Below are 18111 nucleotides of genomic sequence, written 5' to 3'. Positions count from 1 at the left end.
AAGGGCAGTTGTCGCATTCCGGCCGGGGGTATGATGATCGACAATTGTGCCTAAGCCGAACGGCTTATTCGAAGCGTCTGTTCATCCTCTTCTTCCGGTGCCGGTGGGTGACGTACCGTTGGTCCTGCAAACGTGGGGTTCGTTTGCGCGATTCCCGCGTGTTATCCCATTGGCTGGGGTCAGCTCATCCTGGAGCCATCACTGTGGAACAGAACGATCAGTACTGCGTTGTGCGCAATCACGAGGAGCAGTTCTCCATCTGGCAGGCCGGACGGCCGATGCCGGCCGGGTGGAGCCAGGCCGGGGTGACCGGCACGAGGGCGGAGTGCCTGGCGCACATCGAGCAGGTGTGGACCGACATGCGGCCGCTCAGCCTGCGCTGAGCCATCAAAGGGGATCGACGGAGGACTGTCGTGTCAGAACACAACCTGATCCATTGCTCGGTGGAGCGCGAGGCGCGGGATTTCCCTGACGCCATCGCGGTTTCGGCCGAAGAAGGCAAACTCACCTACGGCGAGCTCAACGCCAGGGCCAACCGCCTCGCCAGGCGGTTGCGCGACAGCGGGGTCGGCATCGAGTCGCGGGTGGCGGTCGCCGTGCCGCGGTCGATCGACTTCGTCGTGGTCGTGCTCGCCGTGCTCAAGGCCGGCGGCGTGTACGTGCCCATCGATCCGGAGTACCCAGAGGAACGTCGCGCGTTCCTGCTGTCGGATTCGGACGCGGCTCTGGTCGTGACGACCGGCGCGGGATTCTCGGCGCCGGAGAACGTCGACGTCATCGCCCTGGCCGACTGGGACGGCGGAGGCGCCTGTGAGAACCTCGGCATCGAGGTGAGTCCGAGCCACCTCGCGTACATCATCTACACCTCGGGTTCGACCGGCGTGCCCAAGGGCGTGGCGATCAGCCACGCCGACGTGATGGACCTCGTGGACTCCGATCCCCGGCTCGCGGTCGGCCGCGGCGACGTGGTCGCCCACCTCGCGCCCACCGCGTTCGACGCCTCGACGTTCGAGATCTGGTGCGCGCTCGGCCGTGGCGGTCAGGTCGCGGCGCTGCGGCAGGACCAGATCTCGGTGGGAGAGCTGGGAACCGCGTTGCGCGCGGTCCGTCCCGACTGGATGTTCCTCACCTCCGGGCTGTTCCATCTTCTGGTCGAGCACGACGTGGAGATGTTCCGCAGCGTCCGGGTGCTGTTCACTGGCGGTGATGTGCTGTCGCCGCAACACGTCCAGTCCGCAGCCGGAGTCATCGGCGACACGGTCTACTCGTGCTACGGGCCGACCGAGACAACGGTCTTCGCCTTGGCGCACAAGGTCGACGCCACCGGCAGCTACGAGCGGATGCCGCTGGGCAGCCCGCTGCGCAACAAGATCGCGTACGTGCTGAACGAAGATCTGACAGAGGTGCCGCGGGGCGAGGTCGGCGAGATCTACCTGGGTGGCACCGGGCTGGCCAGGGGATACCACCGCCGGCCGGCGCTGACGGCGGAACGCTTCTTGCCGGACCCGTACTCGTCGGCCCCTGGCGCACGGCTGTATCGGACCGGCGACCTCGGCAGGATGCTCGACGACGGCGAAGTCGAGTTCATCGGCCGGGTGGACCGCCAGGTCAAGATCCGCGGATACCGGGTCGAACTCGGCGAGGTGGAGGTCACGCTCGCGGCCAACCCCTCGGTGAGCGCCGCGGCCGTGATGGTGGTGGGCGACAACGAGGTGGACAAGCGCTTGGTCGCGTACGCCGCCCCGGCCGGTACGGCGATCCTGACCGCGGCCGCGTTGCGCAACTGGATGGCCGACCGGCTGCCCGCCTACATGGCGCCGTCGCACTACCTGCTGCTGGACAAACTTCCGTTGGACCACAACGGGAAAGTCGACCGCAAGGCCCTGCCCGAGCCGTGGCGGACCCGGGGCGAGCTCGGTGTGGGCCCGCTGGTGGCGGCCCAGTCCGAGACGCAACGGATGATCGCGCAGGTGATGGCCGACGTCCTCGCCCTCGACGAGGTCGGTATGTCGGACAACTTCTACGAGCTGGGCGGCGACTCGCTGCGCAGCATGCGTGTGCTGGAAAGCCTGCGGGTACTGGGAATCACGCTGAGCGCACGCCAGTTCATCGGCACACCCACCGTCGGTGGCCTCGCCGAGCTGATCGACACCACGGCCGGGGGATCCCGGTGAAGATCACATCGCCGGCACTCGACGCGCGGGTGCCGCTGGACGACGTCGACATGTACGACCCGACGAGATATCCGGCCGAATGCCAGCACACGCTGTGGCAGACCCTCCGGCACGAAGAGCCGGTCCTGCGGCAGGTGGCGCCCAACGGCACGGAGTTCTGGTCGGTCATGCGCTACTGGGACTGCGACCGGCTGCTGAAGGAACACGAGACGTTCACGTCCGAGTACGGCACGATCCTGCAGTCGGTGGGCGTGGGTGACATGGGCCGCAACAAGACCATGACGGTCAGCGACCCGCCGCAGCACGGCCAGTTCCGCAATCCCGTGCTGCGCAAGCTGAGCCGCGAGGTGATCAGGCGCTGCACCGAGGAGATGACCGAGCGGATCAACCGGCTCATCCTGCCGCTGCTCGCCGACGGCGGCGGCGAGCTGATGACGGTGCTGCACAAGATGCCGATGGCGATGCTCGCGCCGATGATGGGCATCCCCGAGGAACTGGCCGACGACGTCGCGCACTGGACGGCCGTGAGCGTGACGCCCGACGAGCCCTCGCTCAACGGCGGGATCAGCGCGCACGCCGCGTCGATGCAGGCGCACATCCAGATGCTCGAACTGTTCGACGTCGCGATCAAGAACAGCCGGGAGAACCCCGGCGACGACGTGATGACCGCGCTCACCCAGCTGCTGCTCAACGGCGAACCCCTCACCGACGAGGAAGTTCAGCTCAACTGCTACAGCCTGATGATGGGTGCGCACGCGACCACACCGCACGTGGCCAGCCAGACCATCATCGCGATGATGGACCGGCCGGCGTTGTGGGACACCGTCCGCGAGGACCCGAGCCTGGTGCCGGACCTGGTCCACGAAGGCACCCGGTGGACCTCGCCGACCAACCACCTGCTTCGCCGGGCGGCCAAGGACACCGAGCTCGGGGGTGTGCCGATCGCCGAGGGCGACTGGATGTGCGGCTGGGTCGGGTCGGCCAACCGGGACTCCGAAGTGTGGTCGGACCCGTACGAGTTCCGGCTGGACCGGTCGCCCAGGACCCATCTCGGATTCGGTGTGGGGCCGCACTTCTGCATCGGTGCGATGGTCTCCCAGGCGGCGCTGACGATCCTGTTCGAGACACTCGCCCGGCACGTGCACCGGTTCGAACTGGTCGGTGAGCCCAGGCACCTGGTGTCCAACTGGATCAACGGGATGAGCGAGATGACCATCTCCGTCGAGGTCGATCGGGCACCGGTATGAGCCGCTGGTTCCTGCAGCAGGTCCCGGCGGGCGGCGACTTCGTGGTGTTCGGGCTGCCGTACGCGGGCGTGGGCGCGTCGTCGTTCGGCGACTGGCCACGCAAGATCGGCAACGGCTGGTTCTGCCCGCTGCAGCCGCCCGGCCGGGAGAACCGGATGCACGAGGAAGTCCTTACGCATCAGCAGTTCGCCGAGCAGCTGACCGAAGCACTGGCGGAGCACACTTCCCGGCGCTACGGCCTGATCGGGCACTGCGGTGCCGTGCCGTACCTGCTGCAGACCGCCGGGCACCTGGAGAAAGCCGGACTACCCATCCCGTTGCGGTTGTTCGCTTCCTCCTGGGGCGCACCGGACAAAGGACTGTACGGCCCGCTCAACTTCGTCGATCTGGACACTGTGGACCTGATCGCGGAGATCAACGCACTCTGCCACGCGATGGGCCGCACGATCATGCCCGAACTGGCGGAGATAGCCGCCGAGACGATGCTTGCCGACCTGCAGGTCCAGCGCGGCTACCGGTACGATGACACACTCCCCACCAGCAGCAGGGTGTGTGTCATCGGCTGGACCAAGGACGAAGTGGTGCCGGTGGACCAGGTCTGGCCGGGATGGCAGGACTGTGTGGACGCGACCTCCCATGTCCTGGAAGGGGATCACTGGGAACTGCTGCGTTGCCCACCGGCACTCGTCGACCTGATCGAACAGGAGATGACTGCCTAGTACTCCCAGCGTTGCCCTGGCGGCAGGCAGACGACGTCGAACCCGGTCGCCAGGGCCCTGGCTTCTTCGGATGATCCATGTTTGCGGAAGATCAGGGAGAGCGGATCTTTCGCGTGGGCCTCGTGTATCGGAACGAGAACCTGCGCGCCCAACGCCGCTGTGCCTGCTACGGCTTGCTTCGGGCCCATGACCAAAGGTGGACCGAGGAGCGGGCGTAATCCGTTGACGGGCAGCAAGGCGACTGCCACGGGTGCGCGCCGGGATCGGTAGCTTTCCAGCAAGGCCACGTCCTGGATCTCGCCGCCGAAGAAGATCCGGGTCTGCCCGCTGGTGAACACGTAGGCGTTGTTGGGCCACACCATGGTCTTCCCGGCGGGGACGGCTTCGATGGACAGTGCCGGGGCAAGGTCGCGGGTTTCGTTCCAGGGCAGGACTTCTGCCATCCGGTAGCCGAAGGTGCGGGCCTGGCGGGCCATCCGGGACGTGCTGACGTACACCGGTGTCGAGGTCTTGTGGGGGTATTCGCGCAGGGCACGCAGATCCCAGTGGTTGGCGGCGAAGCTTGTGGCGACGATGGCTGTCAGCGCCGGGAGTTCGGCGACGGTCAGGCCGAGTGGTTCACCGCGGCGCAGGTACCAGCGTTCGGTGAACCACGGGTCGGTGAGAATGGTGTGCCCGTTGAGTTCCAGTAGGGCACACGCGTTCGCGACCCGGGTGATCGCAAGGTTGCTCATACCGGGGACGGTGCAGGTTAATGTGCACATGAAGTCAAGCGGGATGACCATCGGGGAGCTCGCGGGCCGGTTCGGGCTGGCCACGCATGTGCTGCGGCACTGGGAGACCATGGGGTTGCTGGCGCCCGGCCGGGTCGCGGGCGGGCAGCGCCGTTACGGCCAGGCCGATCTGGAACGGGTCGCGATCATCCTGATCGGCAAGGAGGCGGGCCTTGGCTTGCGGCAGTTGAGTGCGCTGCTCTCGACGTCGAATCCGATGGATCGCCCGGATCTGCTGCGCGAGCACGTGGCCGAGCTTGAGCGTCGTATCGCGCAGGCCCAGACGGCGAAGGAACTCATCGAGCACGCGTTGTCGTGCCCGCACAGTTTCGACGAGTGCCCGCATGCCAATGAGCGGATCGCGTCCCGGATCCCTCCGCCGTGATCGGAGGTTTTTTGGGGATGGGCAAGACGTGCCCCCGGCCCGTAGCATGCCCGGAGGCCTATACATCCGATGTCTTGCTGCGCTGGAGGGCCCATATGGCGACGAATGCCCGCTCTGCAGGCGCCTGCCTTGCAACGCGTGATCTGGGACGGCCTCACCGAAGCCCGCCAAGTCGCCGCGCAGGTCCGTGCCTACCCGGACAAGGCCACAACCGGCGAGTGGAACTGGGTCGTCGACGCAAGCCAGGCCGATCTCTACTACACAAGGATCTCTGCCGGCTGGGACCGTTACGGCAACATCAAAGTCCCGCAGCCGCTCTGATCATCGACGGCGAGAGTTCTTGCGCAGACCACTGCGCAGGACGTCACGTTCCCGCTCGGACACCGACGAGGCGAAATGCATCAGGACCGCCTCGGCGTCCCCGGACGACTCGAGCACCTCGCGCAGCGCACGGGCGGCGGCCTCCTCGCGGCTGAGCGCAGGCTCGTAGAGGTACGCCTTGCCGTCCAGTTCCCGCTGTACCCAGCCCTTCCGGTGCAGGTTGTCCATGACGGTCATCACGGTGGTGTAGGCCAGTTTCTTGCCGGTGTCGAGGGTGTCCAGCACGTCCCGGACCTTCACCGGCTCGTCCGCCTGCCAGAGAACCGTCATCACAGCGGATTCGAGGTCGCCGAGCCCGAACATGGCACCTTCCCCAATGGACACCGGCCGCCGGCCGCGACCTGCTAAGAAGCATAGTCGTCACGGGTCACGCGGATCGGGCGGTCGACGGGCCTGGCGGTCACGAAGACGCCGGCGCTTCGTGATAGCCAATTGCGCGATCGTTCAAAATCACAAGAACATCTGAAACACAATGTATTTATACGCAGACAGACGGCCGGGTGTGCTCTGGTTGCCGGAGACAAATATTGATCTATTTTTCCTCCCTCTGTTGGCGCCTTGACAAACAAGAGGTTCGCTGCGGACCACCCTTCTGGGTATCCAGATTCCGGACTGCGGGAGGTTGATATGTTCGCTGGTCAAAACATGGGCAACGTGATCGGTGTACAGGCCGGTGGCGGCGGAGGTGATGATGGCGGAGCGGGCGGCGAGTAGGTAGAACGCGATCCTGGCCGGGCGGAGTCACGTTATGGGTGCTGAACACCGGTCGATCACAACTCCACTCCGTCCGGTCTATGCTGGGTTTTTCCCTCGATTCAACCCTGAAGAGCTTGTTTGCCGCGTGAGTCGTCTTCCGGTTCATCTCGCGACTCAGCTCAACCCTTTCAATCTGACTACCTATGGTCAACTGTACGGCTGGGGCTGGTTTGATTGGTACGTGCGGCAGTCGGCGTCGGTCCGCCGTATTCTCCTGGCTGAGGTGCTTGAGACTGTCGGCGTCAAGCCTCGCTTCTTGGAAGTATTTCGCAGGATTGATCGTCACGCCTTTTTCTCTGCGCAATTTCGGACCCTGGCGTATTTGAACTGGAGCATCCCGGTCGGTGCGGGTACCTGTGTGAGCTCGCCGGGTATCATCGCGTTGATGTGCGCCAATCTCCCGGATGAGATCGGCGGTCTCGGCTCGGAAGTCGGTCTTGGTACTGGTTACCATGCCCAAATATTGCTCGGTATCTATCCCGAGCTTTCCATCGTGGGTTACGAGTCCTCCGCTTTTGCGGTCAAGATCGCGCGTCAGGCCGTCGCGGCGTCTGGTTGTGCCAGGCTGACCATAGTGAATCAGTCGTTTATGGAGTCAGTTCGTTTCGACCATGCGCTGGCATTCGCGTACCACACTGCGGCCTCTGCGCTTACACCATTGGGAAACATCGTCAATGTTTTGCGAGAAGGTGCGATGTACGTGGCGCCCCGCGCACTCACTGTGGAAGAATTTAGTGCGAGCCCACAGGACGGATGGCTGCACGAACAGTTTCCGAGTTATAGCGACTACCTCGGATCTGGCACCTCCGTCGCAAGTGTACTGGCCACCTATCAGGTGAAGCAAGGACGGTTGGAGTCGGTCGACGCACTGTATGGAGTAGCATTCGTCGGATGGCGAGACAGGGTCGTCGATGGTAGCAGTCCTATGTCGAACCAAGGCCTGGCTCGGTTGATGAAAGCGTATACGGCCAGAGAACGCTCAGGAGGAGACTGAATGCTCAATGCCTTTGATATGTTTCAGGCTTTCTTTCTCATGAATGGAACTCGATGCGCGCGCCGTATTCACCTGGAACAGGAATTGAAGAGGGACCTGAGTGAGTTTTCGTTCTCAACGGAAGGTCTTCAAAAAGGGCTTGAGAGTCTGACGGTCGAAGGTAAGGAGATGGCGGTCGACGAGGAGGTGAGAAGGTACTACGCCCTGCGAGAGCTGCGTACTGTCGTCGACATTGTTCGACGTGGGGGAGACCATGTTTCGGAGATACTGAATTTCGAGCCGATTCAGGATCGCCTGAATCGGATTCGTGATCAGGTGGCAGAGTTCTATACGACTCTGGGGGTTGATGTCGCTGAAGTCCCCGTGCGAGTTGTCGAAAGCCTGCCAGAGCCATACGCGACCAAAGGGTTTTCCGCACTTACTGCTGATCTCGGTGACAAGAAGAGGCATGGTATTGAGCCTGGAATCTACTTTCTCCGGGCCGCTACGTCGCCATTTCTTGCGGAGTACTTTGTCGCACATGAGATCATCCATGTGTGGCTGGGGACGATGAGTCCGGATGAGTCCTGCACTCTCTTCGAAGAAGGATTCGCGGAGCTTCTGAGCATTTTCGGTTATATTGCGCAAAAATATACCACTGACGTTGCCGCCGGTTTTTACAGAATCTTCCGGCTGAACTCCAATGCGCATACAAGGTTTGAGTCGTACGTCGACGGTTTGAAGCAGGTCGTCTTTGCGGTGGACGATCTCGGAGGTGTTCCGGAGCTCATCGACAGGGCGCGCGTTGGACGGCCGTCACTGAACGCGTCGTTGAACGGCGAAGGCTCGTCGGCCCGTGAGCGCTCGCCTATGCCCGTTGAGCCGGGTGCACGACAGGGGATGGACGATGCGGCACGTTCCTTGCTCCTGTTTTTTCCTCGTTCCCTTGTCGTCAGCGCACCTGCGTTCAGGGTGGCGCAAGTCGCGCAGGATGGCATGACTATTCGCGAGCTGAGCAATCAGGCATCGATGACAGTCGAACTTACGGCCAAGGCTCTGGATGAGTTGGACGCGCGAGCCTTGACGACCTTGCGCAAAGACGGCCAAGTAGTTTCCCGCAATCTCGCTCGAGAACACCTGGAACGAGGACACCTGAGATTCGACTTTCGAGCCGTGGGCTCGACCGGATGACGGGACAACTCGCCCTTAAACGTTGGAAGGTCTACCTTGTTCTGATTCTTGTCCTGTACGTTGGCGTGCTTCTTCTCCTGGTCGACACAGCGAGCCGGCGGACATGTGAGAGTGGATGAGAACGATCTTGCTGTGGAGAAAGCCGATGAAATTTGGTCGAACTCGTCGGGCGATATCGCGTCGATCCGGTCGCATGCGGCGTCGGATTCATCGTTGAAATCATTGGTGGGAAACAGTGCGCGAATCGCTTATTGTTACGTTGTGAAGGTTCCGAAACTTGGCCACCTGTTGCACTTTCCGGTCGCTCAGACCTGTGAAGGGGTCAACTATGAGTTCGATCTTGGCGATGTGGGTATTGAACGTGCGACTGTTGTTCCGTTCTTCCTCAGCGCGTCGAGCCCGTTGGTTCGAGAGGTGAAGTTCAAGGGGCGGACTGTCATCACTGCTGCCACGACGAGCTGGGTGCTTCCCGGGGGAGGAATAGCGCTCGTCTGGAAACTGAAGGAAGAAACAGCTGATGATTTTGTTCGTGCGGTGTATCGAAGAAGCTGATGGTGCCTCTGCTCCTTGCTCCAAGACAGTCCGTGGCGACCGGACCCTCGAGCGAGGACTTTTGGTGCTTTCAGCGTGGCTTTCCTGCTTTCCGGACGGCGGTGTCCTCGGGGCGGACGGGCTCGCGTAGTGAGCGCAGCATGAGCCAGCCCAGGGCAGGCAGGACGATCAGCGGGGCCAACGCGGTCTGCAGTGAGGTCGTGTCGGCGATGGTGCCGACAAGAGGGCTGACGAGGCCGCCGATGCTCACTGTGAGGCCGAGTGTCACGCCGCTGGCTGTGCCGACGTGGCGTGGGAGGTAGTCCTGGCCAAGGGTGATGTGCAGGGAGAAGGGGACGTAGAGGCCCGCTGAGCTGAGGGCGATGAACAGCAACAGAGCAGGTCCAGGGACGAACACGACTCCTGCGACGGCCAGCACGGTCAACGCGTAGGACCATCGGACGACTCGAAGACGGCCGAACCGGTCAGCCAACTTGCTGCCGGTCACTGTGCCTATCGCTCCGCCGAGGTAGAGCACGAAGAGGGCGGCGGCGCCGACTATGTTCCCGCCGCCGATGCGTTGGTGGGCATAGAGGGCGACGAAGGCGCTCAGGCTGACGAAGACAATGGAGCGGCACACGATCGCGCCGGACAGCCATGCGAATGACGACCAGTCGTCGCGGCCGAGTACGGACTGGTGGGCGTGCTCACGGGGTGCCGTCGGTTTGTTCATTGACCGTAGTGCGGCGATGCATAGGAGTGTGCCGGCGAGTGCCGGGATGACCAGCAGTGGTGACGCTGTGAGGCCCCAGGTGGCGACCACTGCGGAGACCAGGAGTGGCGCGGCGGCGAATCCGAGGTTGCCGCCGAGGCTGAACCAGCCCATCGATGTGTGGCTGCCGCGGCTGGCGATCCTGGCCACGCGGGCGGCTTCCGGGTGGTACGCGGCCACGCCGATGCCGGAGATGGCGATGACGGCCAAGGTCAGGGCGTAGTGATCGGTGACTCCGCACAGCGCGACGCCGACGCCGCCTGCGAGCGTGCTCACCGGTAGCAGCCAGGGCAACGCCCACCGGTCGGTGATGGCGCCGAAAAGCGGCTGCACGACCGAGGACAACAGCGACGCGGCCAGCACGAGACCGGACGCCGCCGCGTACGAGAAGGCCCGTTCGGTCACGAAGAACGGCACCAAGGCGGCGACGGAACCCTGGTAGACGTCCACACACGCGTGGCCGACCGACAGCAGCGTGACCGGACGGGATCGCTGAGGCATACCTGGAAGCATCGCCGCCGTACCCGCTGTCGCGCTTCCGATAAAATGACAGATCATGCCGGAAATCCGCCACCTTCCCCTGGCGCCGACGCGGACACGGGAGTTGCCGCACAAGGCGGATATCAGCGCGCACCGTCATGACGATCACCAGATCGTGTACGCGGGCTCCGGCGTGGTGGCGGTGACGACAGACGCGGGCACCTGGTTCGCCCCGGGCACGCAGGCGATCTGGGTACCGGCGGGCACAGTGCACGCGCATCGTGCGCACAGCCGTGTCGACCTGCATCTGGTGGGCCTGCCCGCGCGTACCAACCCGCTTGGTCTGTACGAGCCGACCGTGCTGTCGGTGAGCCCGCTGTTGCGAGAGTTGATCGTGGCGTACACCCGTGAGCCGGTCGAGGACGGTCCAGAGCGGCGGCGGTTGCGTGCCGTGCTCCTGGACCAGTTGCGCACGTCGCCACGGCGGGCCGTCCAGCTCCCGGCTCCCCGTGATCTCCGGTTGGTCGAGCTCTGTGCGCTGTTGCAGGACAATCCGGCCGACTCACGCACTCTCGCCGAGCTGGGGGCGTCCATCGGTGTGGGGGAGCGGACCCTGAGCCGCCTGTTCCGCGCCGACGTCGGGATGACGTTCCCGCAGTGGCGCACCCAGTTGCGCCTCTATCACGCCCTGCGGATGCTGGCCGACGACTTGCCTGTGACCACTGTGGCCCATCGCTGCGGGTGGTCGTCGGCGAGCGCGTTCATCGATGTCTTCCGTCGCTCGTTCGGCCATACCCCGGGCGCTTTCCACAGTTGACATCGGTACTCATGCCTGATCTCTCGGAAGCCGAGTTTCCCGCTCCACGGCGGCCGGGTCCAGGCCCAGGAACATCGGGATCCTGGGCTTCCAGATCGGCTCGCTGACCGCCCGCGCGGTGACACCTTGCTGCCATCGGCTTCGCGTCCATGGCAGCAAGATGGCATGGGACGTCCCATCTGTCCGTGTCACTGTTGGAGGGTGGAGTCCGCTGGCGAGCCTGGCCCAGCCGTCCCGATGATTGGGGTCATTGTGCGTTGCCTGCGGATTCTCTTACCAGTTCTCCTGATACTCGCGTTCGTTCCGGTGACCGCAGGCGCCAGCGGTGTCAGCGTCGTCGGCTCGCACCAGGTGCTGTATCGCGGTGGCACCAACGGTTACGGCTGTTTCCGGATCCCGGTCCTCAGCCGGACCACGTCCGGGACGCTGCTGGCGTTCGCGGAGGCCCGTAAGTCGCCTACGTGCGCCGATCGCGGCGACATCGACCTGGTGGTCCGCCGGTCCACCAACGACGGCCGGACCTGGGGACCGATCCGGGTCGTCGCTCAGGGAAACGCGACCGACCAGTTCGCTCCCTTCACGCGTGGCAACCCGGTTCCGGTGGTCGACCGGACGACCGGGAAGATCTTGCTGATCACCACGTCCAACGAGGCGACGCCGACCGGCAGGCGGCTGCCGTGGATCCAGCAGAGCGCCGACGACGGACTGACCTGGACGGCGCCGAAACCGTTGGGCGCCAGCATGGACGGTACCAACAACGGCTGGTTCGCCACCGGTCCGGCACACGGCATCCAGCTGGAGCACGGTGCACACGCGGGACGTCTGATCGTTGGCGCGCACCAGAAGCCGGGCTCCGAGGTCGTACTGGCGGGAGTGCTGTACAGCGACGACCATGGCGAAACCTGGCAGGCGAGCCGGACTGAGAACTCCTACGTGAAGGATGTGCTGAGCCCTGGCGAGATCGTCGTGACCGAGCTGCCCGACGGCTCGCTGTACGCGGGAGCGCGAAACGAGGTCGATGACAGCGACCACAGGGCGAGGGCGGTCAGTACCGACGGCGGCACCACGATGCCGAAGTTCTCCCTGGTGCCGTCCCTGGTCACGCCGAACGTGCAGGGTTCGGTACTGGCACTGAAGAACACCTACCGGACCACCCCTGGCGACGTCCTGATCTTCTCCTCCCCGGGCGATCCCCAGGACCGCAAGCAGATGCGGATCCGGTACTCCACCGATCGCGGCACCACGTGGGCCAGCGCGTCGAACGGGCTGGTCACCAACGATCGTTCGGGCTACTCGGACGTGGCAGAGCTGACCGGCGGCGAGATCGGTCTGCTGTACGAAGGCGGGACCTCGTTCTCCGCCGACGAGATCCGGTTCACCCGGTTCACTCCGGCCCAGCTCGGCCTGCCGGGCACAACCCATGGAACGCCCTCCAGCCAACCGGCCCAGGCCGCCGGACTGACCACTCCGGACAGTACGGTCGAGGCGAATGACGCGTACCTCAAAGGGAACGCGACCGTGAACGACGGTCTGCTGCTTGACGGAACCGGCGACTACGCTGACGTGCCGTACTCGCGGACGATCGATCCGGGCAGTGGCGATTTCACACTCTCGCTGCGGTTCCGTTACCAGGCAACAGATACGACCCGTAACCAGGTCTTGTTCTGGGGTTACGGCACGGGCGCCAGTGTTCCGCAGATCTGGATACGTCTTCAGCCTGATGACGATCAGGTCACCGCGTGGGTCGAGGGTGCCAGTGGCGGTGCGAACGTTTCGGTGAAGGACGGCAGCGCCGCAGTCGCGTTCGGGGACGACACCTGGCACCAGCTGACCGTTGTCCGGACTGGCGGCCAGATGCGGCTCACGGTGGGCACGGCGTCGGTGACCGCGGACGGCATCGCAGGGCCGGTGAGCGCAGGCGTGACCGGGATTCGCCTTGGTGGCAAGCAGGATGCGGGCGTCAGCGACGCGTTGGCGGGACGGATCAAGGACGTCGAGCTGACCCGGGGCGGCAAGCGTGTGCTGCACCTGGCGATGACGAAGATCGACCGCGCGGCCGTGCCCGGCAGGACGGCGACGCCGATCACCGAGGACGTTTCCGGGCACTGTGCGACAGCCACAGTCCTCGGCGGGATCCAGACCGATGTGGGACGTCCCAACAGCAGGGCACTGAAGGTCGACTCGTCGCATCCCGGTGTGGAAACGCCGTTCTCGTCGACCTTGGACCTCGGGGCGGGCGACTTCACGATGGCCGCCTGGTTCAAGTACAGCGCCACGGTACGCCCCTCCAATCAAGCGCTTGTCTGGGCCTACGGCACGACGTCGGGCAAGCGAGCGCTCTGGGTCCGGGCCCAGCCCAGCCAGGACCGGTTGTACGCGTGGGTGGAAACCGGCACCGATGCCGTAGGTGTCGAACTGCTGGACACCACGAGCCGGACGGCGTTCGGTGACAACGCCTGGCACCTGCTCGCCCTGACCCGTACCGGCGGCCAGGTCCAGCTCAGTGTCGACGGTGGAAACCCCGCGACGGCAACAGGTTTGACCGGATCGGTGAGCGCTGACCAATCCGACGACATCAAGGGCCTGCGACTCGGGTCCAAGATGGACGGAACCGACGTGATGCAGGGCATGCTGGACGACTTCCGGCTGTATCACCGGGCCTTGACCGCCGCCGAGCTCGACACCGCGGCGACCGGCCGCTTCCCGGGCGACATGCCCGCCTTGTGGTGGACCTTCGAGAACCAGAACACCCAGGCGCACGACATCGCAGACCCGGTGACCGGACCGCAGACCCCCGATTCCTCCGTGCATTGCGTCAACGCCAAGGTTCTTGGTGCCCCCGCAGTTGTCGCGGGCCGATACGGTACGGCGTTGCAGTTCGACGGCACGGACGACGAGGCCTACATGCCCTACCGTCCGAGCATTGCGTTGGCAGACAGTGACTTCACGGTCTCAACCTGGGTGAAGTACTCCGCCACAGACACAACCGCTGATCAGGTCATCCTCTGGGCCTACGGAACCGGCGCCACAGAAAGGTCGATGTGGCTACGCGCCCAACCCGGCAAGGACCGGATCTACGGCTACCTGCAGACCGACACCGGTGCCTACGAAATGGCTGTCGCCGACCTCTCGGCAGCCATCGGCTTTGGCGACAACACCTGGCACCTCGTCACGATCCGGCGGTCCGGCAATACCTTGGAGTTGCTCGTCGACGACAACCGGTCGACTGGCCAGGTGGCGGGGTCCTTGACCTACGGTGACGCGTTCGCCGTCGACGGCATCCGCCTCGGCGTCAAACCCGATGGCACCAACAGGTTCAAGGGCTCACTGGACGAGTTCCGCATCCACCGCCGGGCCCTGACCGACGCCGAGCTGGCAGGCAACGTGGACCTCGGCCCGGTGACCGCGGTACACCTGCCCTTCACCAACGCCTCATGATCGCGGGGCCAGGCCTCCGGGCCTGGCCTCGCTGCAAGAATTCTGCAAGGGTCCGCCGCCATAATGGACCGGCGGACCGAAGGGGGATCTCAATGCTCACGCGTGTCGGCGTGCTCGTCGCCGGGGTACTCACAGCCAGCGTGGCCATCACAGCACCGGACATAGCCGAACCGCACGCCTGCACATGGTCAGTCCAGGCCGCCTCCCTGACCGGCCTGCCAGCAGTCTGGCTGGACAACACCCTGCACAGCGGCACACCCCTGCCGAAGGACGTCTACGTCATCGGCGACCACGACACCGTCCTCGGCATCACATCCAGCAGTGGCGCGGTCCGCTGGACCTGCTCGTAGCCTCCTATGTGGACCCCGCCGGCCACCCGTAACGCTTCCCCCTGAGCGGAGATCTACCGACATGATGTCGGGCCGGGCGCGCACCAGGCAAGGGAGGCTCTCACAGTACCTGTGTCACCAGGGTCTCCCAGACGTCCAAAACGCCTGTCAACCTGGTTGAGCCGGCTCCCAGCCACACCGGGGAGAAGTAATGGATCTGGGTTTGCATTATCCGTTACGACCCTCGATGTGCTTTCGGGTGGCCGTGCCCTACTCGGACTCGGCGCATTCTTTCACGACAGAGGTTACGGAGACCAATGGCGGACAACCAATTCACCACTCACACAGAACTTTTCGATCTGAGTGGGAAGTACGCCCTTGTCACTGGCGGCACCAGGGGCATTGGGATGATGATAGCGCGCGGCCTTCTCCAGGCGGGCGCCCGCGTCGTCATCAGCTCACGCAAGGCAGACACGTGCGCGGAGGCACAGCATCTACTGTCCGAATTCGGCGACGTTCAAGCAATCCCCGCCGACCTGTCCAGGCACGACGAGTGTCAGCGCCTCGCTGATCTTGTCAAGGCCGACTCGGAACGCCTGGACATCCTTGTCAACAACGCGGGAGCGATGTGGCGCGAGCCGCTGGCGACGTTCCCGGACGAGGCCTGGGACGCAGTGATCGACCTCAACCTCAAGTCGCCGTTCTGGCTGGCGCAGGCGCTGCTCCCGGCACTTCGCAGGGCGGGCACCGCCGATGATCCCGCGCGGATCATCAACATCGGCAGTATCGCCGCCATCCACGTCGCCGATTCGCCCAACTACTCGTACGCCGGCAGCAAAGCGGCACTCCATCAACTCACCAGAGTGCTTGCCAGAGAACTGGGCCCACAGCACGTCACGGTGAACGCGGTAGCCCCAGGACCGTTCCCGTCGCAGATGATGGCGTCCACGCTCGATGCCGTCGGCGACACGATCGTGGCGAAGGCCCCTCTGCGCCGGCTCGGCCGCGACGACGACATGGCGGGTGTCGCCGTGTTTCTCGCTAGCCGGGCTGGGTCCTACCTCACGGGCGCCATCATCCCGGTAGACGGCGGCATCGCGACGACCGCATCGGGTACCTAGGCGTCGGGTCTCGACGCAGTCGTCGGGGTACCCGCAGTGCCTCCCTCAGACTGCGGGACGGGCTTACGGTGAGGGGATGGCCACGATGGATCCACGCACCGATATCCGGGAGTTTCTCAGCTCGCGTCGCGCCCGCATCTCACCCGAGCAGGCGGGCCTGCCCGCTTACGGCGGCAATCGTCGGGTCAAAGGTCTGCGTCGCGAGGAGGTAGCGCTACTGGCGGGGGTATCAGTCGACTACTACGTGCGCATGGAGCGCGGCAGCCTCGCCGGTGCCTCCGATGGCGTGCTCGACGCGTTGGCCTCTGCCTTGCAACTCGACGAGGCCGAGCGCGACCATCTGTTCCACCTCGCGCGCCAATCCGGGGCGCCCAGCGGCCCACGCCGGCGCAGGCCCGCCGTGAGGGTGCGCTCGACGCTGCAGCAGGTGCTCGACGCCATCTCCGATGCGCCGGCCTGGATCTGTAACGGACGTTATGACGTGCTCGCCATGAATCAACTCGCCCGCGCGCTGTTTTCACCGGTGCTGGCCGACCCGCGACGGCCCGCGAACACAGCGCGGTTCGTCTATCTGGCTCCCGAGGCGGCCAAAGATTTCTTTGTCGACTACGACCAAGTTGCCGGTGACGCGGCCGCGAAGCTACGCATGGAAGCCGGCCGCAATCCGCACGACGAGGAGCTGATCGCACTGGTTGGCGAACTGTCGACGTGCAGCGAGCTGTTCCGGCAGCGGTGGGCATCTCAGGACGTGCGGCTGCACCGGTCCGGGCGCAAGCGGGTGCACCATCCGATCGTGGGCCGGCTCGACTTGGACGTCGAGTCCCTGGAACTGCCCGCCGAACCCGGCCTGCTTCTCAACGTCTACACCGCACCCGCGGGCACGCCGACCGCTGACAACTTGGCGCTCCTGGCGTCGTGGGCGGCCACCCAACAGACGCTGGCGACCGAGTTCGAAGCACACAACGGATAGTCCACCCCTTCAGCCGTACTAGTCAGCTGACCGTGCAGTTGGCTGTCGGTGGTGTGTTGCTGCCTGTCCAGCTTGCCACGAAGCCGAATGTGGCTGAACTTCCTGGTGTCAGGGCACCGTTCCAGTTGACGTTCCGTGCGGTGACTGCTGCTGCGGTCTGGGTGACGGTGGCGTTCCAGGCCTGGTTGATCTGCTGGCCGTTGCCGAAGCTGAATGTGGCTGTCCACGAGGATGTCGCCGCGGTTGTGCCGTTGCGGACGCTGACTTCACCTTGGAATCCGCCGGTCCATTGGCTGACCACGCGGTAGGTCGCGGTGCAGACGCCGCCGGGTGGCGGGTCCGGTGGAGTGGTGCCGCCGATGGCCGACGCTGTGGCCGGGTACCAGCGATTGGCCATCTTCTGGAAGCCGGAGTCGATCGGGTGCACGCCGTCGTTGGTATCGGTGGCCGCGTTGAAGCCCGTCCATTGGTCCACCACGACGATCGGGGACTGTGACGTCGACTTTCCCGCGGCCCAGCCCGGGATCGCGTTGTTGAGCGCCACCACTCGCTGCGCGCATCCGGTGCAGTTGGCGGGCTCCATGGGGATGATCTGGGCGACCAGGATCTTCATGTTCGCGTTGCTCGCCCGCATCTGGTCCACGAGTTTCGAGTACGCGGCCAGGATCGCGTCAGTGCCGATCGTGCCGCCCCACAAGTCGTTGGTCCCCAGGTGCATCAGGACGATGTCCGGCCTCGTGGCCTGCAACCAGGGCGGCAGTTGGTTCTGGTTGGCGATGCCGGTCGCCGAGTATCCGCCGTGCCCCTCGTGGTCGCCGTCATGGGGAACCGAGCAACCGCCGCCTGTCTGGGTTCCCACGAAGTCGATGTTCGTGTACCCGGCGCGCTGCAGGCGATCCCACAGCAAGGCCCGCCAGCACCCGGGACCGGCGGTGATGGAGTCACCGAGCGGCATGATCCGGACCGGGGCGGCCGCGTACGCGGGCTGCGCCAACGTGATCGTCAGCAACGCGGCGAGCAATGCGAACAGCAAGGGCCTGCGAGGCATTGTCGA

The 18111-nt window shown here is 64.8% G+C and carries 18 protein-coding genes; 14 read left to right on the top strand and 4 right to left on the bottom strand.

The features are described from left to right. Nucleotides 1–203 precede the first annotated feature (203 nt). The 4 genes from JOF56_RS59170 to JOF56_RS49740 are packed head-to-tail and all read left to right on the top strand — an operon-like array spanning nucleotide 204 to nucleotide 4140. Nucleotides 204–383: an MbtH family protein gene (locus JOF56_RS59170; RefSeq protein WP_372448331.1), complete on the top strand. Its 180-nt coding sequence runs from the start codon at nucleotides 204–206 to the stop codon at nucleotides 381–383. A 30-nt stretch (nucleotides 384–413) separates the two neighbouring features. Further along, a complete protein-coding gene (locus tag JOF56_RS49750; protein ID WP_209646440.1) occupies nucleotides 414–2174 on the top strand; it encodes a non-ribosomal peptide synthetase in 1761 nt (586 codons plus the stop codon). Beyond that, complete coding sequence (locus JOF56_RS60540) at nucleotides 2171–3421, top strand: cytochrome P450 (protein ID WP_209646439.1); 1251 nt, start codon at nucleotides 2171–2173, stop codon at nucleotides 3419–3421. The genes JOF56_RS49750 and JOF56_RS60540 overlap by 4 nt, the downstream gene beginning before the upstream one ends. Next, nucleotides 3418–4140, top strand: coding sequence for a thioesterase II family protein (locus JOF56_RS49740; RefSeq protein WP_209646438.1), 723 nt, complete (start codon nucleotides 3418–3420; stop codon nucleotides 4138–4140). The genes JOF56_RS60540 and JOF56_RS49740 overlap by 4 nt, the downstream gene beginning before the upstream one ends. On the opposite strand, the gene JOF56_RS49735 is transcribed toward JOF56_RS49740, so the two are convergent. Further along, nucleotides 4137–4874 (bottom strand): MBL fold metallo-hydrolase, encoded by a 738-nt coding sequence (locus tag JOF56_RS49735; RefSeq protein ID WP_209646437.1) that lies wholly within the window; start codon nucleotides 4872–4874, stop codon nucleotides 4137–4139. The genes JOF56_RS49740 and JOF56_RS49735 overlap by 4 nt on opposite strands. Nucleotides 4875–4902: 28 nt before the next feature. Here JOF56_RS49735 and JOF56_RS49730 point away from each other — a divergent pair, with 28 nt between their 5' ends. Together JOF56_RS49730 and JOF56_RS49725 are read left to right on the top strand one after the other, a co-directional pair. Continuing rightward, a complete protein-coding gene (locus JOF56_RS49730; protein WP_209646436.1) occupies nucleotides 4903–5298 on the top strand; it encodes a MerR family transcriptional regulator in 396 nt (131 codons plus the stop codon). 105 nt (nucleotides 5299–5403) lie between these two features. Next, nucleotides 5404–5619, top strand: a complete 216-nt coding sequence (locus JOF56_RS49725) for a hypothetical protein (RefSeq protein WP_209646435.1) — start codon at nucleotides 5404–5406, stop codon at nucleotides 5617–5619. Here the strand turns inward: JOF56_RS49725 and JOF56_RS49720 are convergent, their stop codons facing one another. Beyond that, the gene (locus tag JOF56_RS49720; protein WP_209646434.1) at nucleotides 5620–5982 is read right to left on the bottom strand and encodes a BlaI/MecI/CopY family transcriptional regulator; all 363 of its coding nucleotides are present in this window, start codon (nucleotides 5980–5982) and stop codon (nucleotides 5620–5622) included. 445 nt (nucleotides 5983–6427) lie between these two features. On the opposite strand from JOF56_RS49720, the gene JOF56_RS49715 reads away from it, so the two are divergent. The 3 genes from JOF56_RS49715 (at nucleotide 6428) to JOF56_RS49705 (ending at nucleotide 9151) form a co-directional block, all read left to right on the top strand. Beyond that, on the top strand, nucleotides 6428–7429 hold the full coding sequence (locus JOF56_RS49715; protein WP_209646433.1) for a hypothetical protein: 1002 nt from the start codon (nucleotides 6428–6430) through the stop codon (nucleotides 7427–7429). Then, nucleotides 7430–8599 (top strand): hypothetical protein, encoded by a 1170-nt coding sequence (locus JOF56_RS49710; protein ID WP_209646432.1) that lies wholly within the window; start codon nucleotides 7430–7432, stop codon nucleotides 8597–8599. A 111-nt stretch (nucleotides 8600–8710) separates the two neighbouring features. Beyond that, nucleotides 8711–9151, top strand: a complete 441-nt coding sequence (locus JOF56_RS49705) for a hypothetical protein (RefSeq protein ID WP_209646431.1) — start codon at nucleotides 8711–8713, stop codon at nucleotides 9149–9151. 70 nt (nucleotides 9152–9221) lie between these two features. Here the strand turns inward: JOF56_RS49705 and JOF56_RS49700 are convergent, their stop codons facing one another. Next, on the bottom strand, nucleotides 9222–10403 hold the full coding sequence (locus JOF56_RS49700; protein ID WP_209646430.1) for an MFS transporter: 1182 nt from the start codon (nucleotides 10401–10403) through the stop codon (nucleotides 9222–9224). Between the two features lie 55 nt (nucleotides 10404–10458). Between JOF56_RS49700 and JOF56_RS49695 the strand changes: the two genes are divergently transcribed. The 5 genes from JOF56_RS49695 (at nucleotide 10459) to JOF56_RS49675 (ending at nucleotide 17057) form a co-directional block, all read left to right on the top strand. Then, nucleotides 10459–11199 carry a helix-turn-helix transcriptional regulator gene (locus JOF56_RS49695; protein WP_209646429.1) on the top strand — a complete coding sequence of 247 codons (741 nt, stop codon included), beginning with the start codon at nucleotides 10459–10461 and terminating at the stop codon, nucleotides 11197–11199. A 306-nt stretch (nucleotides 11200–11505) separates the two neighbouring features. Beyond that, on the top strand, nucleotides 11506–14637 hold the full coding sequence (locus JOF56_RS49690; RefSeq protein WP_209646428.1) for a LamG-like jellyroll fold domain-containing protein: 3132 nt from the start codon (nucleotides 11506–11508) through the stop codon (nucleotides 14635–14637). Nucleotides 14638–14729: 92 nt separating this feature from the next. Then, entirely contained in the window at nucleotides 14730–14987 is a 258-nt protein-coding gene (locus JOF56_RS49685; RefSeq protein WP_209646427.1) for a hypothetical protein, read from the top strand. A 296-nt stretch (nucleotides 14988–15283) separates the two neighbouring features. Then, a complete protein-coding gene (locus JOF56_RS49680; protein WP_209646426.1) occupies nucleotides 15284–16087 on the top strand; it encodes an SDR family oxidoreductase in 804 nt (267 codons plus the stop codon). Between the two features lie 76 nt (nucleotides 16088–16163). Continuing rightward, the gene (locus JOF56_RS49675) at nucleotides 16164–17057 is read left to right on the top strand and encodes a helix-turn-helix transcriptional regulator (protein WP_209646425.1); all 894 of its coding nucleotides are present in this window, start codon (nucleotides 16164–16166) and stop codon (nucleotides 17055–17057) included. 22 nt (nucleotides 17058–17079) lie between these two features. On the opposite strand, the gene JOF56_RS49670 is transcribed toward JOF56_RS49675, so the two are convergent. Next, nucleotides 17080–18105, bottom strand: a complete 1026-nt coding sequence (locus JOF56_RS49670) for a cellulose binding domain-containing protein (protein ID WP_209646424.1) — start codon at nucleotides 18103–18105, stop codon at nucleotides 17080–17082. Nucleotides 18106–18111 lie beyond the last annotated feature (6 nt).

Origin of the sequence: Kibdelosporangium banguiense (assembly GCF_017876405.1) — a bacterium.
Taxonomy (GTDB): Bacteria; Actinomycetota; Actinomycetes; order Mycobacteriales; family Pseudonocardiaceae; genus Kibdelosporangium; species Kibdelosporangium banguiense.
Note: the sequence above shows the minus strand (reverse complement) of the source record. Positions and strands in the feature narration are given on the sequence as shown.

Excerpts from the sequence above, each read along its gene's own strand:
- JOF56_RS49710 (WP_209646432.1), top strand. The coding sequence starts at position 7,430 with ATGCTCAATGCCTTTGATATGTTTCAGGCTTTCTTTCTCATGAATGGA.
- JOF56_RS49680 (WP_209646426.1), top strand. The coding sequence starts at position 15,284 with ATGGCGGACAACCAATTCACCACTCACACAGAACTTTTCGATCTGAGT.
- JOF56_RS49695 (WP_209646429.1), top strand. The coding sequence starts at position 10,459 with ATGCCGGAAATCCGCCACCTTCCCCTGGCGCCGACGCGGACACGGGAG.
- JOF56_RS49735 (WP_209646437.1), bottom strand. The coding sequence starts at position 4,874 with ATGAGCAACCTTGCGATCACCCGGGTCGCGAACGCGTGTGCCCTACTG.
- JOF56_RS49715 (WP_209646433.1), top strand. The coding sequence starts at position 6,428 with ATGGGTGCTGAACACCGGTCGATCACAACTCCACTCCGTCCGGTCTAT.
- JOF56_RS49685 (WP_209646427.1), top strand. The coding sequence starts at position 14,730 with ATGCTCACGCGTGTCGGCGTGCTCGTCGCCGGGGTACTCACAGCCAGC.
- JOF56_RS49720 (WP_209646434.1), bottom strand. The coding sequence starts at position 5,982 with ATGTTCGGGCTCGGCGACCTCGAATCCGCTGTGATGACGGTTCTCTGG.
- JOF56_RS49670 (WP_209646424.1), bottom strand. The coding sequence starts at position 18,105 with ATGCCTCGCAGGCCCTTGCTGTTCGCATTGCTCGCCGCGTTGCTGACG.
- JOF56_RS49675 (WP_209646425.1), top strand. The coding sequence starts at position 16,164 with ATGGCCACGATGGATCCACGCACCGATATCCGGGAGTTTCTCAGCTCG.
- JOF56_RS49700 (WP_209646430.1), bottom strand. The coding sequence starts at position 10,403 with ATGCCTCAGCGATCCCGTCCGGTCACGCTGCTGTCGGTCGGCCACGCG.
- JOF56_RS49740 (WP_209646438.1), top strand. The coding sequence starts at position 3,418 with ATGAGCCGCTGGTTCCTGCAGCAGGTCCCGGCGGGCGGCGACTTCGTG.
- JOF56_RS49730 (WP_209646436.1), top strand. The coding sequence starts at position 4,903 with ATGAAGTCAAGCGGGATGACCATCGGGGAGCTCGCGGGCCGGTTCGGG.
- JOF56_RS49725 (WP_209646435.1), top strand. The coding sequence starts at position 5,404 with ATGCCCGCTCTGCAGGCGCCTGCCTTGCAACGCGTGATCTGGGACGGC.